We start from the raw sequence: 24,764 nt of genomic DNA on the forward strand, positions 1-24,764 counted from the left end.
CCATGCATCACTTTATCGATCGGCGTGCCAATCCAAAGGGAAAGAGTTTGGGGAACCGGCAACGGTTCCTTGAACGCGCTCGCGAGAGTATCAAGGAACGCGTCGACAAATCGGTGCGCGACAAATCCATCAAAGATGGAGGAGGCGTGCCCGCAGATGGTGAAAAGGTCACCATCCCATCACGTGGTTTGAAAGAACCCCGGTTTCATCACGCCGCCAAAGGCGGGCGTCGCCGCCATGTCTTGCCCGGCAACAAAGAATTTGTTGTTGGCGACACCATTCAACGTCCGCAAGGTGGGGCTGGTCAGGGCAGCAAACAGGCCTCCGAAGATGGGGACGGGTCGGATGAGTTTTCCTTCACCCTCACACGGGATGAGTATCTCGAAATTCTGTTTGATGGGCTGGAACTGCCAGACCTGGTGCCCAAAGCAACAGTTGAAACCGAAACGGTCGGAACCCGGCGCGCCGGGCTGACCACGGCAGGAACGCCTAACAACCTCAATTTGATCCGAACCATGCGCAACTCTCTGGGGCGGAGGATCGCTTTGCAACGCCCGTCGCTCAACGCGATTGCAAAATTGCGCAAAGAGGTCGAAGAACTGGAGGCACGCGCCCCGCTCACTGAAGAGCAAAAGGCGTTGTTGCAGGACCTGCAAGACAAGCTGATTGCGCTGGAGCGCAAGCGTAAGGTCGTGGGCTATATCGATCCTCTTGATCTGCGATATGACACCAGTGTCCCTGAGAAAATCCGCAATTCTCGCGCGGTTGTGTTTTGCCTCATGGATGTGTCCGGCTCGATGCAGGAGCGTGAAAAGGATCTCGCCAAACGGTTTTTCTTGCTGCTGCATCTGTTCCTGACCCGCAGCTATGAACACACGGAACTGGTGTTCATCCGTCACACTCATCACGCCCAAGAGGTTGATGAGGAGACCTTCTTTTATGCCCGCGAAACCGGCGGCACCATCGTGTCCACCGCGCTCGACAAAATGCGAGAGATCATTTCAGAGCGGTATCCGCCCGACGAATGGAACATCTATGGGGCGCAGGCCTCCGATGGAGAGAACTTCGGCAATGACTCGGCGCGCTGTAAATCGCTGCTGACCGAGGATTTGCTGCCGGTTTGTCAATATTATGCCTATGTCGAAATCGTCGATGAGGGGGCTGATATGCTGTTGGAGAACCCGGAAGCGGGCGAGGACCTCTGGCAGAACTATCGCGAGGTGAAGGCAAAGGCGCGGCATTTCGAAATGCAACGTGTGTCGGACCCCTCGCATATCTATCCGATTTTCCGGGAGTTTTTCCTTCCAAAAGGCAAAGGGGCGCAGAATGCAGGCAGTTAAACCTGGGTCCAAGCCGCTGTTTACGGGACCGGAATGGACGTTTGAACTGTTGGAGACGGCGCGGGATGCGATCGAAGCCATCGCTTTGGAAGATCTCGGTCTGGATGTGTACCCAAACCAGATAGAAATTATCTCGGCCGAACAAATGCTGGATGCCTATTCCTGTGTTGGCTTGCCGCTGATGTACCAACATTGGTCTTTTGGCAAACATTTCGCACGAGATGAGGCGCTGTACCGAACGGGTCGACAAGGTCTGGCCTATGAGATCGTGATCAATTCCAACCCCTGCATCAGCTACAATATGGAAGAAAACACCATGGCGATGCAGACGCTTGTCATGGCGCATGCTGCCTTTGGCCACAATCATTTCTTTAAAAACAACTATTTGTTCCAGCAGTGGACCGATGCGGCTGGCATTCACGACTATCTGGCATTTGCAAAGAACTATATCGCGGCCTGCGAGGAGCGATACGGTTTGTCCGCGGTGGAAGAGGTGTTGGATGCAGCCCACGCTCTGCAGGCGCAGGGGGTCTTCCGGTATGGTCGGCCACCCAAACCCACCATCCAGGAACGCGAGGCCATGCAGCGGGTCCGCGAAGGCCACGAAAGTGCGATGAGCCTGCTGGATCTTTGGACCGATGCCACGTTGGGGCGTGACAAACGGGCAGCATCAGATTTCGACGCAGAAGCCAGCAGTCGGCGCAAACGGATGAATTTGCCGCAAGAGAACCTGCTGTATTTTCTAGAAAAACACAGCCCTGTTCTGGAGCCGTGGCAATGTGAAATCCTTCGGATTGTGCGGATGCTGGCGCAGTATCTCTATCCCCAAAAACAGACGAAAGTGATGAACGAAGGCTGCGCGACCTTTGTGCATTATTACATTATCAACAAGCTGTTTGAGCAGGGGCGCCTGACCGAAGGTGCCTATATGGAGATGATGCACAGCCACACCAATGTGGTTCTGCAGCCCGAGTTTGATGACCCACGGTATTCGGGCATCAACCCTTATGCGCTGGGCTTTGCCATGATGCAGGATATTCGCCGCATTTGCGAAACCCCAACGGAGGAAGATCGCGAATGGTTCCCGGATTTCGCCGGTGATCCGGACTGGCGGCGCGTGATGCGAGAGGCCTGGGCAAACTACCGCGACGAGAGCTTTATCCAGCAGTTTCTGTCGCCGCATTTGATCCGCAAATTCAAACTGTTCACCCTCGCTGATGACAGTGAGCAATCGCATTTGATTGTCAGCCAAATCCACAATCGTAGCGGTTACAAAGCCGTGCGGCGAGATCTGGCGAAGTCTTATGATCTTGCTTATTTAGAGCCTGATATCCAGGTCACGGACGCAGATCTGAAAGGGGACCGGAAGCTGAAGTTGACCCATCATGTGCGGGACGGCATTCATCTCGCAGAAGAAGACAGCGAAGAAGTCCTGCGGCATCTGCGTCGGCTGTGGGGGTACGATGTGAACATGGACGCGGTCGAAAACAGAACGATCTGATCCCCGTCGTTTAGGGTCAAACGTGGTTCAAAGCTGAGGGGCTAAAGATCGGCACTCAGCTGGTCGGCTAGCGCCGCCTTGGCCCCTAGAATGTGGGTGGCTGTCAATTCCGCTGCGAGATCAGCGTTTTGCTCTTTGCAGGCCTTCAGGATCGCACGGTGTTCAGCGTTGGTTTTTGATAGGCCGTCGCTCATCAGAAGCTGCGCTCGCAGATAGCGATCAATCCGGTCGATTAGACCGTCAACGATTTCCATGTGATAGGGCAGTCCGCTGGTGCTGTAGAGCGTGGTGTGAAACTGCCGATTGAGCGCTCCCCACTTCATGGGATCCGTGCAGCGCGCAAACGCTTCCAGATCGGACCGGGCTGTGTGTAGCGTTTCTGCGGTCATATTCGGGACGGCAGCGCGGATGATGTCTGCCTCGAGTTTGGCTCTGAGGTCAAAAATCTCTGCAGCGTCATGCATCGACAAGGTTGCAACAACGGCACCTTTGTAGCGCTGCGTGGTCACGAGCCCTTGCTGTTCCAATCGGGCAATGGCTTCGCGCACCGGAAACCGGGACGTTTTGAACGCTTTGGCGATTTCATCCTGGCGTAGTGGCGTGCGGTCTTTCAGGTCACCAGTGATGATGGCCTTGCGCAGGGCCCGAAATATGATCGTGGCCGCCGTTTCAGTTTGCGAGATATCCACGGCCTGAAAGTCCAAAATCCGATCCTCTGGTGGGGTGACGATGGCCACCACTATGCCGTTCGTGTTGCATCTGTTCCAGTCTGGAAACCACCGTTCAGCCCAACAAAAAACGCAGGCTCAGGAGCCTGCGTTTTGAGATATCGCCGTGGGGGCTGTGATCAGAATTCGACGACAGCGCGGATCGATTTGCCCTCGTGCATCAGATCAAAACCCTTGTTGATGTCATCGAGCGGCAGTTTGTGGGTGATCATCGGATCGATTTCGATTTTTCCATCCATGTACCAATCGACGATCTTGGGCACATCGGTCCGCCCGGAAGCACCACCAAATGCTGTGCCGCGCCAGCTGCGCCCGGTGACCAGCTGGAAGGGACGGGTGGAGATTTCCGCACCGGCTGGTGCCACGCCGATGATGATGGATTCGCCCCAACCTTTGTGTGCGGCCTCGAGTGCGGTGCGCATGACGTTGACGTTGCCTGTCGCATCAAAGGTGTAATCGGCGCCGCCGCCGGTCAGTTCCACCAGATGAGCAACCAGATCGCCGTCCACATCGGCCGGGTTTACAAAATCTGTCATGCCAAAATGTTTGGCCATGTCAACTTTGCCAGGGTTCAGGTCGACGCCAACAATCTGATCGGCACCTGCAAGGCGCAGACCCTGGATCACATTGAGACCAATACCACCGAGGCCAAACACGATGGCGCGCGATCCAATCTCAACCTTAGCGGTGTTGATCACCGCGCCAATGCCGGTGGTGACGCCACAGCCGATGTAGCAGATTTTATCAAATGGCGCGTCTTTGCGAACCTTTGCCAGGGCAATTTCGGGCACCACGGTGTGGTTCGCAAAGGTCGAGCAGCCCATGTAGTGGTGGATTGGCGTGCCATCCAGCATGGAAAACCGTGTCGAACCGTCGGGCAAAAGGCCTTGCCCCTGCGTGGAGCGGATGGCCTGGCAGAGGTTTGTTTTTGGATTCAGGCAGTATTCGCATTCGCGGCATTCGGGCGTGTAAAGCGGGATGACATGATCGCCCACTTCAAGCGTGGTGACACCTTCGCCGACTTCGACGACCACGCCTGCGCCTTCGTGCCCCAGGATAGCTGGGAAAATCCCTTCTGGGTCGTCGCCGGAACGGGTGAATTCATCAGTGTGGCACAGACCAGTTGCTTTGATTTCAACCAGAACTTCCCCTTTCTTGGGGCCTTCCAGATTGACCTCCATCACCTCAAGCGGTTTCCCTGGGGCGACAGCCACCGCGGCGCGGGTACGGATCATGGTGAAATTCCTTTTTTCTTAGGTGTCAGACGGGTGGTCTGGTTTGCCGTATACTGGCAGAGGAAACAGGTGCCCGTAAACTGACAGCGACGTATTCTTGAGAGATTATCTGCGGATAGCGTTCTCATCCTCGAAAGAATGCGACAGCGAAGTGACGGTTACCGTCATTTTTTGTCCGCCTTTCCAATCGTCTCGCCATCCGCTCCGGGCTGCTGCCTGAAACCAGCCTCGTTTGTATTCGGTGCTTTTGAGGCCAGAAGAAGGATTGCCTATTGACCTTCCTCTGACTGGAACCTCCATATCAATGGTGTGGCCAATCAGGCCAACGGAATTGTGTTGAGGACCGCATGGCGGAAAATGCGATGGCCCAATGGACCTTGGATGTCACTGGATTGAACTGCGCGGGATGCGCCGGGCGCGCGGAACGGGCGCTGTCTGCGGTTGAGGGCGTATCATCGGCCGCCGTCAATCTGGCAACCGCACGGGCTCATATCCAGGGCGGCGGTGCTCTGCGCGCCGAAGATCTGCGGCTCGCGCTGGCCGATGCGGGATACCCGGCTGCAGAAGCGACTGTGGTGCTGGCGCTTCAAGGCTTGACCTGTGCCAGTTGCGTTGCACGGGCGGAGCGCGCGCTGAACGCAGTCGAGGGGGTGGTGGAAGCGAAGGTCAATCTGGCCAATGAAACCGCACGGATCACCTATCTGACGGGTATCACGCATTCAGAAGAGCTGCGCACCGCCGTCGGAGCCGCAGGTTATGAGGCAGAACCATCAGCGGGGGAATGGGCCGCCGGCGATGAGCTTGCCGATCAGCAGGCTCAACAGAAACAGGCCGTGACCGCCAAACTGCGGATGCAGTTTATCGTCGCTGCTGTTCTGACATTGCCGGTGTTTGCAATCGAAATGGGCGGTCACATGCTGCCAGTGGTGCATCATTGGGTTATGGCCACGCTTGGCAGCACCGGCAGCCATTTGATCCAGTTTTGCCTGACCGCTCTGGTGCTCTGTGGGCCGGGACGCGACTTTTATGCAAAAGGTCTGTCCTCTCTGCTGCGCGGCGCGCCTGATATGAATGCGTTGGTTGCGATTGGTACAGCCGCCGCTTTTGGATTTTCTCTGATTGCAACCTTCGCGCCCAGCATGCTGCCGCCCGGAACCGCCAATGTCTACTACGAGGCTGCAGCGGTGATTGTGACGTTGGTCTTGTTGGGTCGCTGGCTCGAGGCGCGCGCCAAGGGGCGCACTGGCGAAGCGATCCGAGCATTGGTCGATTTGCAGGTCAAAAGCGCACTTCTGGTGACCGACGAGGAAGTGGTAGAACGGCCAGTTGCAGATCTGCGGGTGGGAGACCGGCTACGGGCACGTCCCGGAGAACGTATCGCTGTTGATGGGGTCGTCGTGTCCGGCCAGTCCTTCGTGGATGAGAGTATGTTGACGGGTGAGCCAGTGCCCGTTGAAAAGGCCATCGGCGCAGTGGTGAACGCAGGAACCATCAACGGTAATGCGGTATTGGACTACCGAGCGACTGAAATTGGGTCCGACACTGTATTGGCGCAAATCGTGAAAATGGTCGAAGACGCCCAGGGGGCGAAACTGCCGGTACAGGCATTGGTCGATCGCGTCACCATGTGGTTTGTCCCAGCGGTCATTGCAATCGCCGCCGCGACAGTGGCTGCCTGGTTGTTGTTTGGCCCGGCGCCCGCTTTGCCCTTGGCTCTGGTGGCGGGTGTGTCGGTGCTGATTATCGCTTGCCCCTGCGCCATGGGGCTCGCCACGCCGACATCGATTATGGTTGGCCTTGGGCGTGCGGCGCAGATGGGGGTTCTGTTCCGCAAGGGGGATGCTCTGCAGCGGCTGCGGTCTGTTTCGGTTGTGGCTTTCGACAAAACCGGAACCCTTACAGAGGGGCGCCCGACGCTGACGCAGATGCGCTGTGTGGATGGGGTCGAGCAGGCCGATCTGCTTCGCCTCGTCGCTGCAGCAGAACAGCAGTCTGAACATCCGATTGCCAGAGCGATTGTAGATGCCGCAGGTGACACCATCCCCACAGCTGCGGAGGTGACGGCAATCCCGGGTTTCGGGGTGCGTGCGGAGGTCGAGGGCAAATCACTCCTCATTGGGGCCGAGCGGTTGATGAATGCTGAGAACATTGATGTCTCAGTCTTTTCACAGGAGGCAGAAGATCTGTCCCGAAACGGTGCGACCACCTTGTTTGTGGCGGTCGACAACGCCCTCGCCTGCCTCATCGCGGTGACAGACCCGATCAAGCGCAACAGCGCGGAGGCCATCGCTGAACTGCGCGCCAGAGGCGTCGAAGTTGCTATGCTAACGGGGGACCGATCCACCACCGCCCACGCGATCGCAACAGAGCTGGGGATTAACGAGGTCATGGCTGATTGCCTGCCCGCCGATAAGGTTGCAGCTGTTCGCAGTCTGCAGGCGAAATTTGGCGCGGTCGCCTTCGTTGGTGATGGCATCAATGATGCACCGGCCCTTGCGGTTGCGGATATCGGGCTGGGGATTGGTACGGGCACCGATGTCGCCATAGAGACGGCAGATGTTGTTTTGATCTCCGGCGATCTGTTTGGTGTGGTCAATGCGGTGTCCATTGGTCGGGCAACGCTGCGCAACATCTGGCAAAACCTTGGCTGGGCCTTTGGATATAATATCCTGCTACTGCCCGTTGCTGCGGGTGTCCTGGTGCCATTCGGAGGGCCATTGCTGTCACCCGGTTTGGCGGCGGGGGCCATGGCGCTCTCCAGCGTGTTTGTGGTGACCAATGCACTGCGGCTGCGCCGATTGCGCCCGGTGCGACCACTGCTCGCGCCCGGTTTGGTTGCGCAGAGCCCAGAGTCCAGTTCTCAGGAGGCACAGGCATGAACATCGGAGACGTTGCAACGCGCTCGGGGTTGCCCGCAAAAACGATCCGCTACTACGAAGACATCGGCCTGATCAAACCGCGCCGCAGTGACAACGGGTACCGCTGTTTTGTCGAGAGTGACCTCCACAAGCTCGCGTTTCTGGGGCGCGCGCGGGCGCTGGGCTTTACCATCGAAGATTGCCGCACGTTGATGGCGCTCTATGAGGATGAAAGCCGTGCGAGTTCTGACGTGAAGGCGCTGGCAGAAGAGCACTTGGCAAAGATCACGGGCAAAATCGCGGATCTGCAGGCGATGCACGATACACTGTCCGAGTTGGTGACCTGTTGTGCTGGTGATGAACGACCCGATTGCCCCATCCTCCAGGATCTGTCCCGCCAAATCAGCCGCACGCCAGATTGATCGCGGCAATGAGCGGCCTCTTTCTATCTGAATAGTTACCTTGGCCGGATATCTTGGGTGGCGCACGCGCTCCGCATTCACGTTTGGATATTGGATCTCGGGAGGAGGGAGGGAGTCCAATCACCCAAACTACAGCAGCCAAGGGAGGAGCGGCTTAAGCTGCGAATGCGTCGCGCGCCCCAAACAGTTGGGGAGGGTCGTTTTGCTTTGCAATGGCTGGGGGCAGGATGTCGCAGGGGGTGCGTAAGCGTCAGGGTTCAGGCCATTGTTCTAGGCCTAAGTGTGCGGTCGCAGGCCAAGCATTGCGCGCGCTTCTGAAGGGGTTGCAACCGGCCGCTCGTATTTCTCACACAGGTCGACGGTGCGGGCCACGAGCGCGGCGTTCGAAGGCGCAAGTGTTGCCCGATCCATCCGCAAATTGTCTTCGAGACCGGTGCGGGTATGGCCGCCCGCCGCGATGGCCCATTCATTGACCAGGATCTGACCCGCTCCAATGCCTGCGGCGCACCATAAGCTATTGGGTGCCAGGCGGCGCATCGTTTTGACGTAGTAATCAAAGACATCTTTGTCGACGGGCATCGCATTTTTCACCCCCATCACAAACTGGATGTACGGGGGCGTGCGTAGGCGCCCGTCGGATGCCATCAACACTGCCTGATGGATATGGGACAGATCGAACGCTTCGATCTCAGGCTTGATCTCATGGCGGATCATTTCAGCAGCCAGCCAATCCACAAGATCTGGCGGGTTTTCGTAGACGCGCGTCGGAAAGTTGTTCGATCCAACCGAGAGCGACGCCATGTCGGGGCGGAGCGCCAGCATTCCCCCGCGCTCGCGTCCAGCTCCGGACCGACCGCCTGTGGACAGTTGGATGATCATGCCTGGGCAGTGCTTTCTTAGACCTTCCATCAGGCGCGCGAACAGTTCGGGATCTGAGGTTGGGCTTTGATCCTCTTGTCTCACATGGCAATGCGCGATGCTTGCCCCTGCCTCAAACGCCGCCTGCGTGCTCTCGATTTGTTCCGCAACGGTGATGGGCACTGCCGGATTATGCTCCTTTCTGGGAACAGATCCGGTAATCGCGACGCAAATGATACAGGGCTGGGTCATCTTGGGTCTCACACATCGAAGAAAACGGTTTCTGCCGCACCTTGGAGATGAATATCAAATCGGTAGCGGCGAGGATCGGATACGGTTCCTGCGCCGCCGCGGTACCGGGCGAGCAGGGTGTTGCGCTGATCAAGATCTGGGATCCGCAATAGGGTCTGGTCTGCGGTGTTGGCTTGAGTTTCATCATCAAAGTAGAGCCTGGTGTGCAGTCCAAGATTGATCCCGCGCGCGACGATCCACAGATTGATATGTGGCGCGATTGGCGTGCCTATTGGGTCAGGGCAGGGGCCGGGTTTGATGGTCTTGACCTGCCAGGAGCCGGTTTCAAAATCCGTGACCACCCGACCCCACCCATAGCGTTGTTTGGTCGTTGTCTGTGGCGTGGTGTGATAGATCCCCTCTGGATCGGCGTGCCAGACCTCAATCAGGGCATCGCGCACGGGGTCTCCCGCGCCATCGAAAATGGTGCCATCGATCTGTATCCGGGTGCCTTCAGCAGTCGCGGGAACGATCTTTTCGCCCAATGTGGACTGGTCGAAACCGCACCCCGCGGCATGAGGGGCGAGCCCGATATGCACATAGGGCCCAGCGGTCTGTGATGGCGTTTCTGGCAGCTTCGGCGCAGGTCCGGCATTGGGGTCAGCAAATGGTGATTTCTGCATTAATTGCCCTCCAGCCGGTTTTCAAAAACGGTGGAGCATGCACCGCGCAAAACGATATCAAATTTGTATGCGACCATGTCGAAAGGGACCGTCTCAGTCAGATCCAGTTTTGCGATCAACCTATCGACGGCCTTTGGGTCCGCGATCGTATTGACGATGGGGCAATGTGCAATCAGCGGGTCCCCTTCGAAGTAGAGCTGCGTGATGAGCCGCTGCGCATAGGCATGGCCAAAGATGGAAAAATGAACATGCGCAGGGCGCCAGTCGTTGCCGCCATTGGGCCAGGGGTAGGCGCCGGGTTTGAGGGTGCGGAACTGGTAGCGGCCCTGTTGATCCGTCAGCGCGCGCCCACACCCGCCGAACTGCGGATCCAGCGCGCCAAGATAACTGTCGTTTTTATGCCGATACCGCCCTGACGCGTTGGCTTGCCAGATCTCGACCAGCGTGTTCGGCACCGGACGGGCCTGTTCGTCCAGCACACGCCCGTGAATCAGGATCCGTTCGCCAATTGGACTAATATCTGGCGCTGCGAAGTTTGCCAGCAGATCGCTATCGAGTGATGAGACATCGGCATGGCCAAAGACCGGACCAGTCAATTCTCCGGTGCTGTGGTCCAGTGCGATCGGTTGTCTGCGCGGTGAGCGCAACAGGGAACTGCGATAGGCAGGGGTATATGCGGGGGGATGCCAGTCTCGATCCCGTGGGGCAAAACCTATGGTGTCAGAGCGTGTCATTGTGCCCATCCAAAGCTCTGTTATCTGCTGTCATCTCTGCAAGGGTCTGTTTTGCAAGGGCGATGGCACGGTTGGCGCGTGGGGCGCCAGCATAGACCGCAACATGCTGAAACACTTCGGCGATATCCGCCTGTGATGCGCCCGTATTGGCAGTTGCGCGAATATGCATCGGGATTTCATCCAAATTGCCAAGCGCAGCCAGGATGGCCAGTGTGATCATGGAACGCTCACGTCGGCTGATGGTGTTCGAGGCCCAAACACCGCCCCAGATGGTTTCAGTGATCAGCGCCTGAAATGGGGCGTCAAATTCGGTTTCAGCATGAAGCGCGCGGTCTACATGGGCGTCGCCAAGCACTTCACGGCGAATTGTCAGCCCATCCTTAACTGGCGTATTGCGCATCGCGTTCTCCCTTTAGTATGTCATATCTCATACCGTAAATGATCTGTATAATGTCGGATTTCGAATGAATTCATGTTGGAATTGATATGCGCATACCGGCCCAGTTGAAGCTCCGCCATTTGGAAGTGTTTGTTGAGGTGGCGCGAAAGCAGAGTGTAACGCAGGCAGCAGAGCGGCTGGGCCTGACACAACCGGCTGTGACACGTACCCTGCGTGAACTGGAGGCCATCTGCGAGAAGCCGCTGGTGGAAAAACATGGCCGTGGGATCCGCTTGTCAGCCTACGGAGAGATGTTTCGCGAATATGCCGGACGCAGCCTTGCTTTGACCCGCGATGGTGTCGAACGGCTGCGAGAGCTGGACGCCGCAGAGGGGCCTAAGGTAGCCATTGGGGCCTTGCCGACGGTTTCGGCGACAATTGTGCCCAAAGCACTTGGGAAGATCTGGGAACAGGGCGGTCGCAATCGGTTTTCGGTTGTCAGCGGGGACAATCAATATCTGCTTGATTTGCTGCGCCGTGGGTTCCTTGACGTTGTGGTGGGCCGTTTGCCTGCGCCTGAGAATATGGTTGGATTGACGTTTGATCCGTTGTTCCATGAACGTGTCGCGGTTGTGGTTGCGCGCGGCCATCCGTTCAGTCGCCTAGCGGAAAAAGACCTGCTCGCATCATTGTTCTCTGACTATCCTGTGTTGATCCCGGCAGAGGCATCCATCATTCGCTCCTCTGTTGAACGGATGTGCATGGAGCACGGTTTGCAGTTGCCGCAAACTGCGATTGAAACCGTGTCATCAACATTTGGACGCAGCTTTGCGCTGAACCATCAGGCGGTTTGGATCATCAGCTATGGTGTGGTGGAGGCGGATTTGACGGCTGGCCGTTTGGTGGCGCTGCCGATTGATACCTCGTCCACCGAGGGCCCGGTGGGTCTGTGTCAGCGCCGGGATCACCAGTTGAGCCCGGGTGCTGCAAGATTTTGCGCCACGCTACGTGAATATTGCGTCTAACGCAGAGACATCAGTGTTATTGTCTGCGGCCCTGCGAGGGTCGTGCGCGTCCGCATGTTTCTTGCGCGATGCGTTGTTTTTCGTGGTACGGAGCGTTGCGTTGCGTGGTTTGCCGATCCAACCTGCACTTCCATCCCATTTTTGAGATGAATTGAGAAAACAACTTATGCGGTAGTTGTTTGAGTGTTTTGAAGTGCGTACATGCGATAACTGTTCGATATTCGCGCATTTTTGAGGCGGTATTCTCGTAGGGTCCTGATTATGCGCCAAGTTTTCTGTGCCGTTTAGGTTGTATATTTCCCCGTGACTTTCATGATAATTTGTGTGATAATTAACGTGTGGGTAATCAATCCAGTCGGCTGAGGAGTATCACAATCCGATTGCATTGCGTAAGTAATGGGTTTGGGACATGTCAGATCAGTTAAAAATTCGCCAATTTGGTGCTTTTGGGGTGTTTTTGCCAACCGGAGAGGCTCTCTCTCTTGGCGCAAAGCATCAGGCATTGCTTGCCTTGTTATCCACGGCAGAAGGGGGCGTGCGGACGCGTGCCTTTTTGGAGCGAACACTATGGAGTCTTGCCCAGCCGGAGCAGGCAAAGGCCAGTTTACGCACCGCACTTTCCACCCTGCGCCGCCATCTCGGCGCCGATATGTCCACCATTCTGTCCGCCAACCGCGAAAGGGTTGTGTTGGATCTGGAGCGCGTTGACCTCGACGCTGATCCCAACATGGGTGATTTCATGGAGGGCTTCGATCTGCCCCATGAATCGACATTTGCCGTCTGGTTGGAACAGCAGCGCAATGAATTGAACCGGGCCGAGGCCCGCAACCGGGCCGCAACAGGGATGTTGCGCGACTACAGTCGCGCTGTTTTGGACAGCCTTTTGCCGCCGATCACGGTGCTGCCCTTTGTCCATCGTGCACCTGGAGATGCCAAATCCCCGCTAGGCGCGCTGTTGTCTGAAGAGCTGGTCCGGCATCTGTCGCGCAGCCATGCGTTTTGCGTCACCTCCTATCTGGCGTCCCGGCAGTTTGACCCATTGCAAGTCAGGCCCTGTGATATCTATGACGTCGCGGGTTCCAACTACCTGGTGTCTGGCACAGTGAATGTCACCGGCCAAATCTACCGGTTGCAGGTGGATCTACACGACACGATCCGTGAAAAGGTGATCTGGTCTCGTGAATACCGCGAAGAACTGTCGTTTCTTACAGCCGGGAACAGCCGCGCCCTGCGGGATGTGACCGCCCAGATCGGCTGGACTGTGGTTGGTGAATCGGTGCGACTGGTTGGGTTCCGGCCCCTTATCAAACACGACAGTCATACTCTCTTGATGGCTGCGATAGCATTGATGCAGGATATGCAGCTGCCGCAGTTCAATCAGGCGCAGGAAATCCTGACCGTTCTGCTTGAGCGGGAATCACAGCATCCGGTTGCCTTGACGTGGATGGCGATGTGGCACGTCATGCGGGTGCAGAAGGGTTTTTCCAAGGATCGCCAGTTGGATGCACATTTGGCAACGCAGCTGGTTTCTTCGGCGCTGAGCCAAGATCCATCCTTCTCCTTGGCGTTGACCGTAAGAGGGCTGATCGCGAGCCATCTGATGTTCCGCTTCGATCTGGCGCAAAGCTCCTATGATCTGGCGTTGAAAGACAACCCGAATGAGGCCTTGGCACTGCTGCTGAAGGGGGCGACGCTGGGCTACCAGAATATGCCTGAAGAAGCGGTGCAGCTGACGGATGCAGCCAGGCGACTGTCCCCCCTTGGGCCTCAGCAGTATTACTTCGACTCGATGTCGGCAGCTGCTAACCTTAGTGCCAAGGACTATGACAAGGCGCTGTCGCTTGCGGATCGATCCCTACAAGCAAATCCGACGTTCCCCTCGACATTGTCGACCAAGGCCATTGCATTGCAGCAATTGGGGAAAACAGACGAGGCTCGGGACGTTGTCCGTTCGCTGCTGACGGTTCAGCCGGATTTCTCAATTTCCAACTACGAAGCCAATAATGCGGCGTCGAGCGCGCCATTTGGTAAGGACTGGAGCCGTGCGCTGCGATCCGCTGGTGTACCCGCCTGAGGCACTTTCTGGATTGGCTATTGCGGGGGTGAGCGGTCGCAATCCTTCGTGATGCGTGGATTTTTGTCCGGTAGGGGCCGGTAGGGGTTGCACCTCTGCTGGCCTTTGCTTTTCTTGTTTGAATGGGCCGGACCATGATGTTCGGCGCAACTTCACAAGAAGAGGGCATGGCCATGAAAGCAGCATTTTATCGCAGGTTTGGCGCCGCCGATGCCGTGATGGAGGTCGGAGATCTGGACGATCAGCCGCCCGCGGCAGGGGAGGTAACCGTGGCGCTGGCTTATTCAGGCGTCAATCCCTCCGATGTGAAGGCCCGCGCCGGTGCAAGAGCGGGTGTGACGGATCTGCCTTTCCCGACAATTGTGCCACATTCGGATGGATCCGGTGTCATCGTTGCGGTTGGGCCCGGGGTTGATTCGGCTCGTATCGGCCAGTCTGTTTGGATTTGGAACGGGCAGTGGAAACGCGCGTTTGGCACCGCAGCCGATCAGATCACCCTCCCGGCGCAGCAAGCCGTGCCAATGGTGGCCGAGGCGACGCTGGAACAAGGCGCCGTGCTTGGCATTCCGGGGCTCACCGCAGCGCATACGGTGTTTCAAGGCGGGGATGTCGCTGGCAAGACCGTTCTTGTGCAGGGCGGGGCCGGAATGGTCGGCCGTTTGGCGGTGCAAATGGCAAAATGGGGTGGCGCTCGCGTGATTGCGACCTGCTCCGCGTCAGATGTGTCATATGTGACCGATGCGGGCGCGGATGTCGTGCTGGAATATGCGCAGGCGGATCTGTCGGATGCGATCCTGGCCGCAAACGACGGCAAAGCGGTTGAGCATATTGTCGAGGTTGAGTTTGGGGCCAACTGCCAGATCGATGCTGATGTGATCGCCGAAAATGGCCGAATTGTCGCTTACGGGTCGGCCAAGGCTATGACGCCGACGCTCCCCTTCTACCCGTTGATGTTCAAAAACGTCTCGCTGGAGATGGCGCTGGTTTATCTGCTGCCGCAGCGGATCCGCGATGAGGCTATACATCGGCTCAATGGCGCGCTGCAGGATCATGCATTGCATATACCCGTTGCCGAAACCTTTGACCTCACACAGATCGCTGCTGCCCATGAGGCCGTGGAAACAGGCCAGCGCCGCGGCGCGATTCTGGTGAAAACGCAATAGGCCGAGGCGCGGGCTGGCCGCCTGTTCACACTCGGTTCATCCCGCGCAAGCACCGGAAATCAAAGGAATCAAAGAGCTGCATAGAAAACTGCACTTTTTTCCAAAAACACTCTTGCACCCCTTTGGAACACCCATTAGACACCCGGTCACCGATTGGGGTGTAGCCAAGTGGTAAGGCAGCGGTTTTTGGTACCGTGTATCGTAGGTTCGAATCCTACCACCCCAGCCATTTTACACAAAATTCAAAATCATATTTTGGGCGAAGCAACTCGTTGTTGAACCGCGTTCTTGTCATTGGTCTGATGTAAACGCCGTCAGGCTCCAAGGTTGTTTCGTAAGCCAACAAAAACTGCGTCTGGCCCAACCGGTGCGCAGCGGGCGGTTTCCCAATGGCGAGCAAAGCTGTAGAAGGCGGTAACCACTCATACTGTCACCGCAAAGCGGAGCTCGATCCCATGGCGAACTCAAAACCTGTTGTTCTTTGTATTCTGGATGGATGGGGCAGCAGCGATGGGGAGACCGCCAACGCCCCATATCTCGCAGATACGCCAACGTTTAACTCCATCATGGCCAAAGGCCCACAGGCCCGTTTGATCACCCATGGTCCTGATGTTGGCTTGCCCAGCGGGCAGATGGGGAATTCCGAGGTGGGCCACACCAACATCGGGGCAGGCCGTGTCGTGGCGATGGATCTTGGTCAGATTGACCTCGCCATTGAGGATGGGTCGTTCTACGACAATGCGGCTCTGCAGGATTTGATCGTCAATCTGCAGCGCACCGGAGGGGCTGCACATGTCATGGGACTTGTGTCCGACGGCGGCGTGCACGGGCATATCACCCATATTCTGGCCGCGGTGAAAGCACTGCGGGACGCGAACGTTCCCGTCTGGCTGCACGTTATGACCGATGGGCGCGATGTGGCGCCCAAGTCTGCGCTCGGCTACTTGGAACACTTTCAAACGAGCATGGCGGATGGCGCCCAGATTGCAACAGTCACAGGCCGCTATTTCGCGATGGATCGCGACAATCGCTGGGATCGTGTCAGCCAAGCCTATCATGCCATGATCGACGGGGTGGGCCAGTTCACCGCCCCCACTGCGCGTTCTGCTATTGAAGCCAGCTATGATCGCGACGAGTTGGATGAATTCATCAAGGCAACGGTGATCGACGGCTACTCTGGGGTTCAGGATGGTGACGCCGTATTCTGCATGAATTTTCGTGCCGATCGCGCGCGAGAGATTTTGCGGGCCATCGGGGAACCCGGTTTTGATGCTTTCGAAACCGGCAAACGCCCCGAACTCGCTGCGCTGCTGGGAATGGTCGAATACTCTGCCGATCACAACGCCTATATGACGACGGCCTACCCCAAACGCGAGATCGTCAACACTCTGGGTGCCTGGGTCGCGCAGAAGGGCAAGCGGCAGTTTCGCCTCGCCGAGACCGAAAAATATCCACATGTCACGTTCTTCTTGAACGGTGGCAAAGAGCAGCCGGAAGAGGGCGAAGATCGCTATATGCCGCAGTCTCCGAAGGTGGCGACCTATGATTTGCAGCCAGAAATGTCCGCGCCCGAAGTGACGGAGAAATTTGTCGAGGCCATTGGTGCCGGATATGACCTGATCGTCACCAATTATGCCAACCCCGACATGGTCGGGCACACTGGTGATCTGGGGGCCGCGATCAAAGCCTGCGAAGCGGTGGATCAGGGGTTGGAGAAAGTGGTGGCGGCCCTGGCCGCGGTTGGCGGCACCATGCTCGTCACCGCAGATCATGGCAATTGCGAGGTCATGGTCGATCCTGAAACTGGCGGTGCGCATACGGCGCATACAACAAATTTGGTGCCCGTTGCACTGGTTGGTGGGCCGGATGGTGCCACGCTGCGGGATGGTCGTTTGGCTGATTTGGCCCCGACGCTCTTGGAGCTTATGGGGCTTGAAAAACCTGATGAAATGACCGGGGAGAGCCTGCTGGGATGACCGTTTGGGCTGAATTCACCCAACCTGTGCTTCGCGGTCGCGCAGGGCAGATCATACCGCAGGCAGGGCAATGGCTGATGACATGGGTTGGTCCTGCTGCTCTCGCCTTGTCGGTCACCGCGACTGATCAGGTCGCAGCTGATCCTGCCGCGGACGCGCGTAATGCGGCGTCGCAGCTGGAACAGGCGGCTTTTGCGTTGCAGGCCGCCGACAGCGCCCGCGACCGGGTGTCTGCGTTGACCGAAACAGTCCGTGCCTATGAGGCTGGTTTGGCTGCCATGCGGGATGGCTTGCGCCGTGTGGCACAACGCGAAGGTCAACTGGCGGTTCAATTGAAAGCGCGCGAAGATGACGTGGCCGAGCTGCTTGGCGTTTTGCAGACCATCGAAACCTCGCCGCCGCCGGTTTTGATGCTGCACCCTTCCGGGCCCTTGGGGGCTGCGCGATCTGCGATGACTCTGGCGGAGGTCACGCCTGCTCTGCAATCCCGGGCCACTGCGCTCAAACGTGATTTGCAGGAGGTCCAAACCCTGCGGCTGTTGCAACAAAAAGCAGCTGATACCTTGCAGCAAGGATTGAATGGCGTGCAGGAGGCGCGGTCTCAGTTGTCTGCTGCGATTGCTGATAGAACCGATTTGCCACGCCGTTTCACACAGGATCCGGTGCGCACGGCGATTTTGATTTCCTCGACTGAAACGCTCAGCGGTTTTGCCAGTGGTCTGGCGGAAATCGCCGAGGGGGAGATCATCGAAACCGATGTCGACGTTAGCGATCTGCGCGGTGATATCCAGCTTCCCGTAGAGGGTCTTTTGTTGCGCGGCTATGGGGAAAAGGATGCCGCAGGCATTGCGCGCCCTGGTTGGCTTGTGGCAACGCGCCCGCGCGCATTGGTTGTTGCGCCGACGGCTGCGACAATTCGCTACCAGGGGCCGCTGCTTGATCTTGGCAATGTCGTGATCCTGGAGCCGCAGCCGGAGACATTGTTCGTCCTGTCCGGCCTGGCAGAGGTTTACGGAACCGCGGGCGAAGTCATTCCAGCCGGTAGCCCCGTCGGCTTGATGGGAGGCGATCGGCAAGAAATCGGCGCAATTCTGTCACTAAGCGGTGAAGGGGCTGGAACTGACCGCACAGAAACGCTCTATATAGAAGTGAGAATGGACAACAGTCCGGTGGACCCCGAAACCTGGTTCCGCAGTGACAAGGATGGAAACTAGTTCATGAGAAAATTTGCGATGGCTGCAGTGGGCGGCACGCTGGCAGGGATCCTTGCCACAACCTATGTAGCTGAGCCTCTGCTGGCGCAGGAAGGAAACCGGGAGGCCAGCGTTTATGAGCAGCTGGACCTGTTTGGTGATATTTTTGAGCGTATCCGCGTGCAATATGTCGAAGAAGTCGATGAAACAGAGCTGATCGAGGCAGCCATCGGCGGCATGTTGTCCTCTCTGGATCCGCATTCCAGCTACCTGTCCCCAGATGATGCGGCCAATATGCGGGTTCAAACTCGCGGCGAGTTTGGTGGCCTCGGGATTGAGGTCACTCAGGAAGAGGGCTTTGTGAAGGTCGTCTCTCCCATCGATGGCACCCCGGCGGATGAGGCAGGCATGGAAGCCGGCGATTTCATCACCCATGTGGACGGAGAAAGCGTTCTGGGGCTGGCCCTGGATGAAGCCGTCGATCTGATGCGCGGACCCGTTGGCTCCGAAATCGTGATCACTGTTGTGCGGGAAGGCGAAGCCGAACCATTTGATGTTTCGATCATTCGCGACACCATCAAGCTTACGGCCGTGCGGGCGCGTACCGAGGATGAAACGGTTGTCCTGCGGTTGACCACATTCAACGATCAAACCACACCAAATCTGGAATCCGGGTTGGCCGAACAGCTCGAAGAGGCCGGTGGCATTGAAAACGTCAACGGGATTGTTCTTGATCTGCGCAATAACCCGGGTGGTCTGCTGACCCAGGCCATCAAAGTGGCGGATGCGTTCCTCGATAGCGGTGAAATCGTCTCGACACGTGGTCGTAACCCAGAAGACGGGGAGCGTTTCAACGCGACGCCGGGTGATCTGGTTGGCGGCAAGCCCATTGTTGTTCTGATCAACGGCGGTTCTGCCTCGGCATCCGAAATTGTGGCCGGCGCGCTGCAGGATCATCGCCGGGCGATTGTTGTTGGCACCAAATCCTTTGGCAAAGGGTCCGTTCAGACGGTTATGCCGCTGAAAGGTGAGGGGGCGATGCGCCTGACCACTGCGCGCTACTACACACCATCTGGCCGCTCGATTCAGGCGTTGGGTGTGTCACCCGACATCGTCGTCGAACAGCCTCGCCGGTCGCCCAATGCTGAGGCCGAGGAAGACGAGGCCGCCGCAGCACGCCGCACCCGTTCCGAGGCAGACCTGCGCGGTAGCCTGAACAATGACAGCTTGTCTGAGGATGAGATCCGCCAAATCGAAGAGGATCGCGCCAAGGCCGAAGCCGCAGCAGAGCGGCGCGAGCAGGACTACCAGCTGGCCTATGCCATCGACATCCTGAAGGGGCTGTCCAAACTGGAAGCTGCAGACTGATCCAAAGCGATTAGCGCTGACCATAAAGCCACCTCTCTCGAGGCGGCTTTTTTCTTGTGCGGCTCACAGTGGATCTGGTGGGAGCCCTGCGCCATGTGCCTGGCGAAAGCGCCGCGGCGGTTGACCTGTTTCGCGGGCAAAGACGCGACTGAAATGGGCCGGATCGGTGAATCCCAGTTCATAGGCGATTTCCGCTGCGCTGAGCGTGCTATAAATCAGGAGCCTGCGCGCCTCCTGCACCATCCGTTCCGTGATGAGCTGAGAGGCTGATTGGCCTGTGGTTCGGCGGCATATCCGGTTGAGATGTGTCGGTGATATAGCCAAGTCCGATGCGTAGTCGCTGACCTTTTTTCTGCGCCGGAACCCCTCTTCAACGGCCGTTTGAAAGCGTCGCAACAGCTGATGTTCTGGCGCGGCAGAGGCTACTGTTGATGCATCGCTTAGCAGCTGTACCAACGCGCCCGCCGTTGCAGTCACCAAGCCTCGTAGGATCTGCGCCCGGGCAGGTCCGGGATGGGCGTACTCTCCGGCCAGCAGGTGCAAAAGCTGCCGCACGCGGCTGTCCGCTGCGGTGACTGCCGGTTGCTGCAGGGCGCGATCAATGGCGCTATCACCGTCCAAACAGTGGGTCAAAAGATCGGCGGTAATCGAAACGACCCATCCGTTGGTGCCAATGTCGAACTGAAAACCATGCACAACGCCGCAGGGCAGATTGATCACGCAGGGTGCCGTGAACTCATGCTCTGTTCCGTCAATATTTGCGACGCCCTGGCCATGCTCGACCAGCAGGATTTGATGCAGTCGCGCATGGCGGTGTGGCGCCAAAGACCACTGATATAGTGTCGATCTCGCCTCAATAGTCTCTAAATGCAGGAGATCAGCCAGATCTTTTGTTTCGCCAAACAAGCTGAAGGTCGCGATATGCGGCAGAGTATTCATGTCGTAAAGGTACAAGTTTTCGGATGATCGGTCCATTCGCAAACCTGCGTGTCCAAGGCAAACTGAGGGAGGGATAGGAGGGCGCGATGAAGACCGATAGCACTCAGGTTGTCATCATCGGCGGTGGGCCATCAGGTCTGTTGCTGTCACAACTGCTGCACCGGGCGGGGGTGGAGACACTTGTTCTGGAGCGCCAAAGTCGTGCGCATGTTTTGGGCCGTATTCGCGCGGGCGTTCTTGAAACCGGTCTTGTCGGCCTGTTGCGTAAAGCTGGGGTAAGTGCCCGTATGGATCAGCAAGGTGCCGTGCATCATGGCTTTCATATTGCGCATCAAGGCCGGTTGGATCGCATCGACCTTGACGCGCGCACGGATGGGCAATCGGTCATGGTCTATGGTCAGACGGAGGTGACCCGCGATCTTTATGACGCGCGTGATCGCATGGGCGGCGTTGTGCTACATGGCGTAGAAGATGTCAGGCTGTGCAATCTGACCAACGGGCAGCCCCATGTCCTGTTCCGCCACGCAGGAGCTGCGCATCGCGTTGATGCGACTTTTATCGTGGGGGCCGATGGGTTCCATGGTGTCAGCCGCAAATCGATCCCAGAGGGCGTGCTGCGTGAATATGAAAAACTATACCCATTTGGCTGGCTTGGGGTGTTGTCCGAAACCAGGCCCGTGCAGTCCGAACTGATCTATGCTCGACATGACCGTGGTTTTGCCCTCTGTTCCATGCGCAATCCGAAGCTCAGCCGCTATTACATTCAGGTGCCTCTCAGTGAACGTGCCGACGCTTGGTCTGATGCTGCATTCTGGGAAGAGCTGAGGCGCCGCTTGCCGGAGGGTGTCGCAGATCAGATCGAAACGGGTCCTTCAATCGAAAAGTCAATCGCTCCACTGCGCAGTTTCGTGGCTGAGCCGATGCGATATGGGGCCTTGTTTCTGGCAGGTGACGCCGCCCATATCGTGCCCCCAACCGGGGCGAAGGGCCTGAACCTGGCGGCGTCTGATATTCACTATCTGCATCAGGGGCTGATCGATTATTTCCTGCAAAACGACAGCACCGGATTGGACGGCTATTCTGAACGCGCCCTGGCCAGGGTCTGGAAGGCCGAGCGTTTCAGTTGGTGGATGACGTGCCTGTTGCATCAGTTCCCGGATATGTCGCCTGCGGATCTTCGGCTGCAGCAAGCTGAACTGGACTATCTGTTCTCCTCCGATGCCGCGCAGACCGTTTTGGCAGAAAACTACGTGGGCTTGCCGTACTGAAGGTCATCCACATCAATCTGCATCTTTGCACAGCCCGTTGCGCTTTGTGACACAGGAACTGCGCGTCGCTTGTGGCATTCGGCTCTGGCGGTCGGCAGATGGTGGCGGTAACGTTACGCCGAAGTGACATGACCACGGAAAGGAGGCGCGCCATGGCAGCCATCCTGTCAATCAAAGACTTGCAGAAAACATATGATGGCGGGTTTCAAGCGCTCAAAGGCGTGACGCTCGACATTGAAGAGGGAGAAATCCTGGCCTTGCTCGGCCCCAATGGTGCTGGGAAGACAACCCTGATTTCAACGGTTTGTGGGATCACCACGCCAAGCGCGGGCAGCGTTTCGGTCGGCGGCCATGACATCATCGATGATTTCCGCGCTGCGCGACGGCTGATCGGACTTGTGCCGCAGGAAATCAACCTAGAGCCTTTTGAAACGGTCTGGAATTCGGTGACCTTTTCACGCGGTCTGTTTGGCAAGCCGCGAAATGACGCCTTGATCGAGACGATCCTGCGCAAGCTGTCGTTGTGGGACAAACGGAAAAGCCAGATCAAGGAATTGTCTGGCGGGATGAAGCGCCGGGTGCTGATCGCCAAAGCGCTCAGCCATGATCCGCGGGTGCTGTTTCTCGATGAGCCGACCGCTGGCGTTGACGTGGAGCTGCGCAAGGACATGTGGGATGTCGTGGCCGATCTGAAGCGTGATGGCGTGACGATTATCTTGACCACCCATTACATCGAAGAGGCCGAGGCCATCGCCGATCGTGTGGGTGTGATCACCAACGGCGAAATCCTGTTGGTGCAGGAAAAAAATCAGCTGATGCGCCAGTTGGGGCAAAAGCAGCTGGAGGTGCAATTGACCGATCCCCTGCAAGAGGTGCCCGAAGTGTTGCAGCGCCATGGTGTCGAGCTGAGCAAGGACGGCCGCGCGTTGATCTATTCCTATGACACCAACGCAGAACGCACAGGGATCACGGCTTTGCTGAATGATGTCGCCGCTGCCGGGTTGACCCTGGCAGATGTGCAAACCCGCGAGTCCAGTCTGGAAGACATCTTTGTCGGATTGGTATCAGGAGAAGCCGCATGAATTGGACTGCTATCGCTGCGATTTACCGTTTTGAAATGGCGCGCTTCTTCCGCACTCTGCTGCAGAGTTTTCTGTCGCCGGTATTGTCGACCTCTTTGTATTTTGTGGTTTTCGGCGCAGCCATCGGCAGCCGAATTGATGAGGTCGAAGGCGTGTCCTACGGCGCGTTTATCGTCCCCGGCCTGATTATGCTGAGCGTGATGACACAGGCCACGTCCAATGCGTCCTTTGGGATTTATTTCCCAAAATTCATTGGCACGATCTATGAGCTGTTTTCCGCGCCGGTGAATTTCCTCGAGATCGTATTGGGCTATGTGGGCGCCGCTGCCACCAAAGCCTTGTTCATCGGGGTTGTCATCCTGGCCACGGCTGCCGTGTTTGTGGATATACAGATCGCCCACCCTGTTGCGATGGTTGTGTTCCTCCTCCTCACCTGTGTGAGCTTTGCTTTGCTCGGCTTTATCATTGGGGTTTGGGCCAAGAATTTCGAACAATTGCAATTGGTTCCGCTCTTGATCGTCACGCCTTTGGTGTTCTTGGGCGGATCTTTCTATTCGATCTCGATGCTGCCCTCGATCTGGCAGAAGATCACGTTGTTCAATCCGGTCGTGTATCTGATCTCGGGCTTTCGTTGGTCCTTCTTTGGCACCGCGGATGTGCCTGTTGGCCTCAGCTTGCTTGCCATCGGCGGATTTACTCTTTTTTGTCTTGGGGTGATCTGGTGGATTTTCAAAACTGGTTGGCGGATCCGCTCCTGATCAGACCAGCGCGTTGAGCGTTGCAAAATTGCCCGCTTCGGCGGGCTTTTTTGCGGCTTCTTTTCTCTCTGGTTGGGCGCATCCCTTGTTTCGGGGCGGTGGGCATTCTACATCGGCGCCATGAAGCTGAACTTGCCTTTTTTGAACAAACCGCCCCTGGTCGCCGTGGTCCGCCTGCAAGGGGCCATAGGGATGGCAGGTCGCGGCGCCCTGAATGATGTGGCGCTTGCGCCCGTCCTGGAACGTGCATTTCGGAAGGGGAAGCCCGCAGCAGTCGCTCTGGAAATCAATTCACCTGGTGGTTCTCCGGTGCAAAGCGCGCTGATCGGTGCCCGCATCCGCCGCCTGTCGGAAGAATTGGATGTCCCGACCTATGCCTTTGTGGAGGACGTTGCAGCCTCTGGTGGGTATTGGTTGGCTGCGGCCGCGGATGAAATCTATGCGGACGAAAGTTCAGTTGTTGGGTCGATCGGCGTGATCTCCGCCGGATTTGGTGCTGACAAATTCATTGCCCGACAAGGTATCGAGCGCCGCGTCTACACCGCGGGCAAAAGCAAATCGATGCTGGATCCATTCCGGGCTGAACAACCCGAAGATATTGCCCGGCTCAAACAGCTGCTGGGCGACATCCATGAGAACTTCATCACCCATGTGAAGGACCGGCGGGGCGAAAAACTCGACCAGGATGTGGATCTGTTCACCGGTGAAATCTGGTTGGGGCGGCGCGCTGTGGCGCTTGGGCTGATTGATGGGATCGCCCATTTGCGGCCAAAGCTGCAGGATCGGTTCGGCGAGAAAGTGCGCCTGCGCCGCTATGGCATGAAGAAACCGCTGTTGGGACGCCTCGGCGTGCACTTGGCGCAGGATGCGCTTGCGAGCATCGAGGAACGCGCTGAGTTTGCGCGGTTTGGCCTCTGACGTGATATTCAAGATTGTCTCTCTGTTTCTG

The 24,764-nt window shown here is 57.4% G+C and carries 21 protein-coding genes and 1 tRNA gene; 15 read left to right on the forward strand and 7 right to left on the reverse strand.

From position 1 onward, the window contains the following. The first annotated feature begins 2 nt into the window (after nucleotides 1-2). Both Q0C28_RS04025 and Q0C28_RS04030 read left to right on the forward strand, forming a co-directional pair. Nucleotides 3-1,340 carry a YeaH/YhbH family protein gene (locus Q0C28_RS04025; protein ID WP_293573365.1) on the forward strand — a complete coding sequence of 446 codons (1,338 nt, stop codon included), beginning with the start codon at nucleotides 3-5 and terminating at the stop codon, nucleotides 1,338-1,340. Beyond that, entirely contained in the window at nucleotides 1,327-2,841 is a 1,515-nt protein-coding gene (locus tag Q0C28_RS04030; RefSeq protein WP_293573366.1) for a SpoVR family protein, read from the forward strand. The genes Q0C28_RS04025 and Q0C28_RS04030 overlap by 14 nt, the downstream gene beginning before the upstream one ends. 41 nt (nucleotides 2,842-2,882) lie before the next feature. On the opposite strand, the gene Q0C28_RS04035 is transcribed toward Q0C28_RS04030, so the two are convergent. Further along, nucleotides 2,883-3,545, reverse strand: a complete 663-nt coding sequence (locus Q0C28_RS04035) for a GntR family transcriptional regulator (RefSeq protein ID WP_293573391.1) — start codon at nucleotides 3,543-3,545, stop codon at nucleotides 2,883-2,885. Nucleotides 3,546-3,688: 143 nt separating this feature from the next. After that, a complete protein-coding gene (locus Q0C28_RS04040) occupies nucleotides 3,689-4,804 on the reverse strand; it encodes an S-(hydroxymethyl)glutathione dehydrogenase/class III alcohol dehydrogenase (RefSeq protein WP_293573367.1) in 1,116 nt (371 codons plus the stop codon). A 347-nt stretch (nucleotides 4,805-5,151) separates the two neighbouring features. On the opposite strand from Q0C28_RS04040, the gene Q0C28_RS04045 reads away from it, so the two are divergent. Together Q0C28_RS04045 and cueR are read left to right on the forward strand one after the other, a co-directional pair. Next, nucleotides 5,152-7,683 (forward strand): heavy metal translocating P-type ATPase, encoded by a 2,532-nt coding sequence (locus Q0C28_RS04045; RefSeq protein ID WP_293573368.1) that lies wholly within the window; start codon nucleotides 5,152-5,154, stop codon nucleotides 7,681-7,683. Further along, a complete protein-coding gene (gene cueR / locus Q0C28_RS04050) occupies nucleotides 7,680-8,084 on the forward strand; it encodes a Cu(I)-responsive transcriptional regulator (protein WP_293573369.1) in 405 nt (134 codons plus the stop codon). Before Q0C28_RS04045 ends, cueR begins: the two co-directional genes overlap by 4 nt. Before the next feature lie 276 nt (nucleotides 8,085-8,360). Here cueR and Q0C28_RS04055 read toward each other — a convergent pair whose 3' ends face one another. Genes Q0C28_RS04055 through pcaC form a run of 4 tightly spaced genes read right to left on the reverse strand, consistent with a single transcriptional unit; the run spans nucleotide 8,361 to nucleotide 10,990 of the window. Next, nucleotides 8,361-9,194, reverse strand: coding sequence for a 3-keto-5-aminohexanoate cleavage protein (locus tag Q0C28_RS04055; protein ID WP_293573370.1), 834 nt, complete (start codon nucleotides 9,192-9,194; stop codon nucleotides 8,361-8,363). Between the two features lie 8 nt (nucleotides 9,195-9,202). After that, entirely contained in the window at nucleotides 9,203-9,856 is a 654-nt protein-coding gene (gene pcaG, locus Q0C28_RS04060) for a protocatechuate 3,4-dioxygenase subunit alpha (RefSeq protein ID WP_293573371.1), read from the reverse strand. Next, nucleotides 9,856-10,590, reverse strand: coding sequence for a protocatechuate 3,4-dioxygenase subunit beta (gene pcaH, locus Q0C28_RS04065; RefSeq protein ID WP_293573372.1), 735 nt, complete (start codon nucleotides 10,588-10,590; stop codon nucleotides 9,856-9,858). The genes pcaG and pcaH overlap by 1 nt, the downstream gene beginning before the upstream one ends. Next, nucleotides 10,577-10,990: a 4-carboxymuconolactone decarboxylase gene (gene pcaC / locus Q0C28_RS04070; protein WP_293573373.1), complete on the reverse strand. Its 414-nt coding sequence runs from the start codon at nucleotides 10,988-10,990 to the stop codon at nucleotides 10,577-10,579. The genes pcaH and pcaC overlap by 14 nt, the downstream gene beginning before the upstream one ends. Before the next feature lie 86 nt (nucleotides 10,991-11,076). Between pcaC and pcaQ the strand changes: the two genes are divergently transcribed. The 7 genes from pcaQ to Q0C28_RS04105 all read left to right on the forward strand — a co-directional run bounded on the left by pcaQ (nucleotide 11,077) and on the right by Q0C28_RS04105 (nucleotide 19,768). Beyond that, a complete protein-coding gene (pcaQ, locus tag Q0C28_RS04075) occupies nucleotides 11,077-11,994 on the forward strand; it encodes a pca operon transcription factor PcaQ (protein ID WP_293573374.1) in 918 nt (305 codons plus the stop codon). Between the two features lie 409 nt (nucleotides 11,995-12,403). Then, entirely contained in the window at nucleotides 12,404-14,068 is a 1,665-nt protein-coding gene (locus Q0C28_RS04080) for a tetratricopeptide repeat protein (protein WP_293573375.1), read from the forward strand. A 173-nt stretch (nucleotides 14,069-14,241) separates the two neighbouring features. Then, nucleotides 14,242-15,231 carry an NADPH:quinone reductase gene (locus tag Q0C28_RS04085; RefSeq protein ID WP_293573376.1) on the forward strand — a complete coding sequence of 330 codons (990 nt, stop codon included), beginning with the start codon at nucleotides 14,242-14,244 and terminating at the stop codon, nucleotides 15,229-15,231. Nucleotides 15,232-15,385: 154 nt separating this feature from the next. After that, a tRNA-Gln gene (locus tag Q0C28_RS04090) sits at nucleotides 15,386-15,460 on the forward strand. Between the two features lie 226 nt (nucleotides 15,461-15,686). Further along, entirely contained in the window at nucleotides 15,687-17,207 is a 1,521-nt protein-coding gene (gene gpmI / locus Q0C28_RS04095) for a 2,3-bisphosphoglycerate-independent phosphoglycerate mutase (RefSeq protein ID WP_293573377.1), read from the forward strand. Between the two features lie 77 nt (nucleotides 17,208-17,284). After that, a complete protein-coding gene (locus Q0C28_RS04100; protein WP_293573392.1) occupies nucleotides 17,285-18,421 on the forward strand; it encodes a peptidase M23 in 1,137 nt (378 codons plus the stop codon). A gap of 3 nt (nucleotides 18,422-18,424) precedes the next feature. Next, nucleotides 18,425-19,768 (forward strand): S41 family peptidase, encoded by a 1,344-nt coding sequence (locus tag Q0C28_RS04105; protein WP_293573378.1) that lies wholly within the window; start codon nucleotides 18,425-18,427, stop codon nucleotides 19,766-19,768. Between the two features lie 63 nt (nucleotides 19,769-19,831). On the opposite strand, the gene Q0C28_RS04110 is transcribed toward Q0C28_RS04105, so the two are convergent. Further along, the gene (locus tag Q0C28_RS04110) at nucleotides 19,832-20,743 is read right to left on the reverse strand and encodes a helix-turn-helix domain-containing protein (protein WP_293573379.1); all 912 of its coding nucleotides are present in this window, start codon (nucleotides 20,741-20,743) and stop codon (nucleotides 19,832-19,834) included. A 50-nt stretch (nucleotides 20,744-20,793) separates the two neighbouring features. Here Q0C28_RS04110 and pobA point away from each other — a divergent pair, with 50 nt between their 5' ends. From pobA to Q0C28_RS04130, 4 genes are all read left to right on the forward strand, one after another. Continuing rightward, nucleotides 20,794-21,975, forward strand: a complete 1,182-nt coding sequence (gene pobA / locus Q0C28_RS04115; RefSeq protein WP_293573380.1) for a 4-hydroxybenzoate 3-monooxygenase — start codon at nucleotides 20,794-20,796, stop codon at nucleotides 21,973-21,975. A 152-nt stretch (nucleotides 21,976-22,127) separates the two neighbouring features. Continuing rightward, a complete protein-coding gene (locus Q0C28_RS04120) occupies nucleotides 22,128-23,057 on the forward strand; it encodes an ABC transporter ATP-binding protein (protein ID WP_293573381.1) in 930 nt (309 codons plus the stop codon). Next, nucleotides 23,054-23,815, forward strand: a complete 762-nt coding sequence (locus Q0C28_RS04125) for an ABC transporter permease (RefSeq protein ID WP_293573382.1) — start codon at nucleotides 23,054-23,056, stop codon at nucleotides 23,813-23,815. Before Q0C28_RS04120 ends, Q0C28_RS04125 begins: the two co-directional genes overlap by 4 nt. A 120-nt stretch (nucleotides 23,816-23,935) precedes the next feature. After that, nucleotides 23,936-24,733 carry a S49 family peptidase gene (locus Q0C28_RS04130; protein WP_293573383.1) on the forward strand — a complete coding sequence of 266 codons (798 nt, stop codon included), beginning with the start codon at nucleotides 23,936-23,938 and terminating at the stop codon, nucleotides 24,731-24,733. The last annotated feature ends 31 nt before the right edge of the window (nucleotides 24,734-24,764 follow it).

This window comes from Phaeobacter sp. (genome assembly GCF_022825805.1).
GTDB lineage: Bacteria > Pseudomonadota > Alphaproteobacteria > Rhodobacterales > Rhodobacteraceae > Phaeobacter.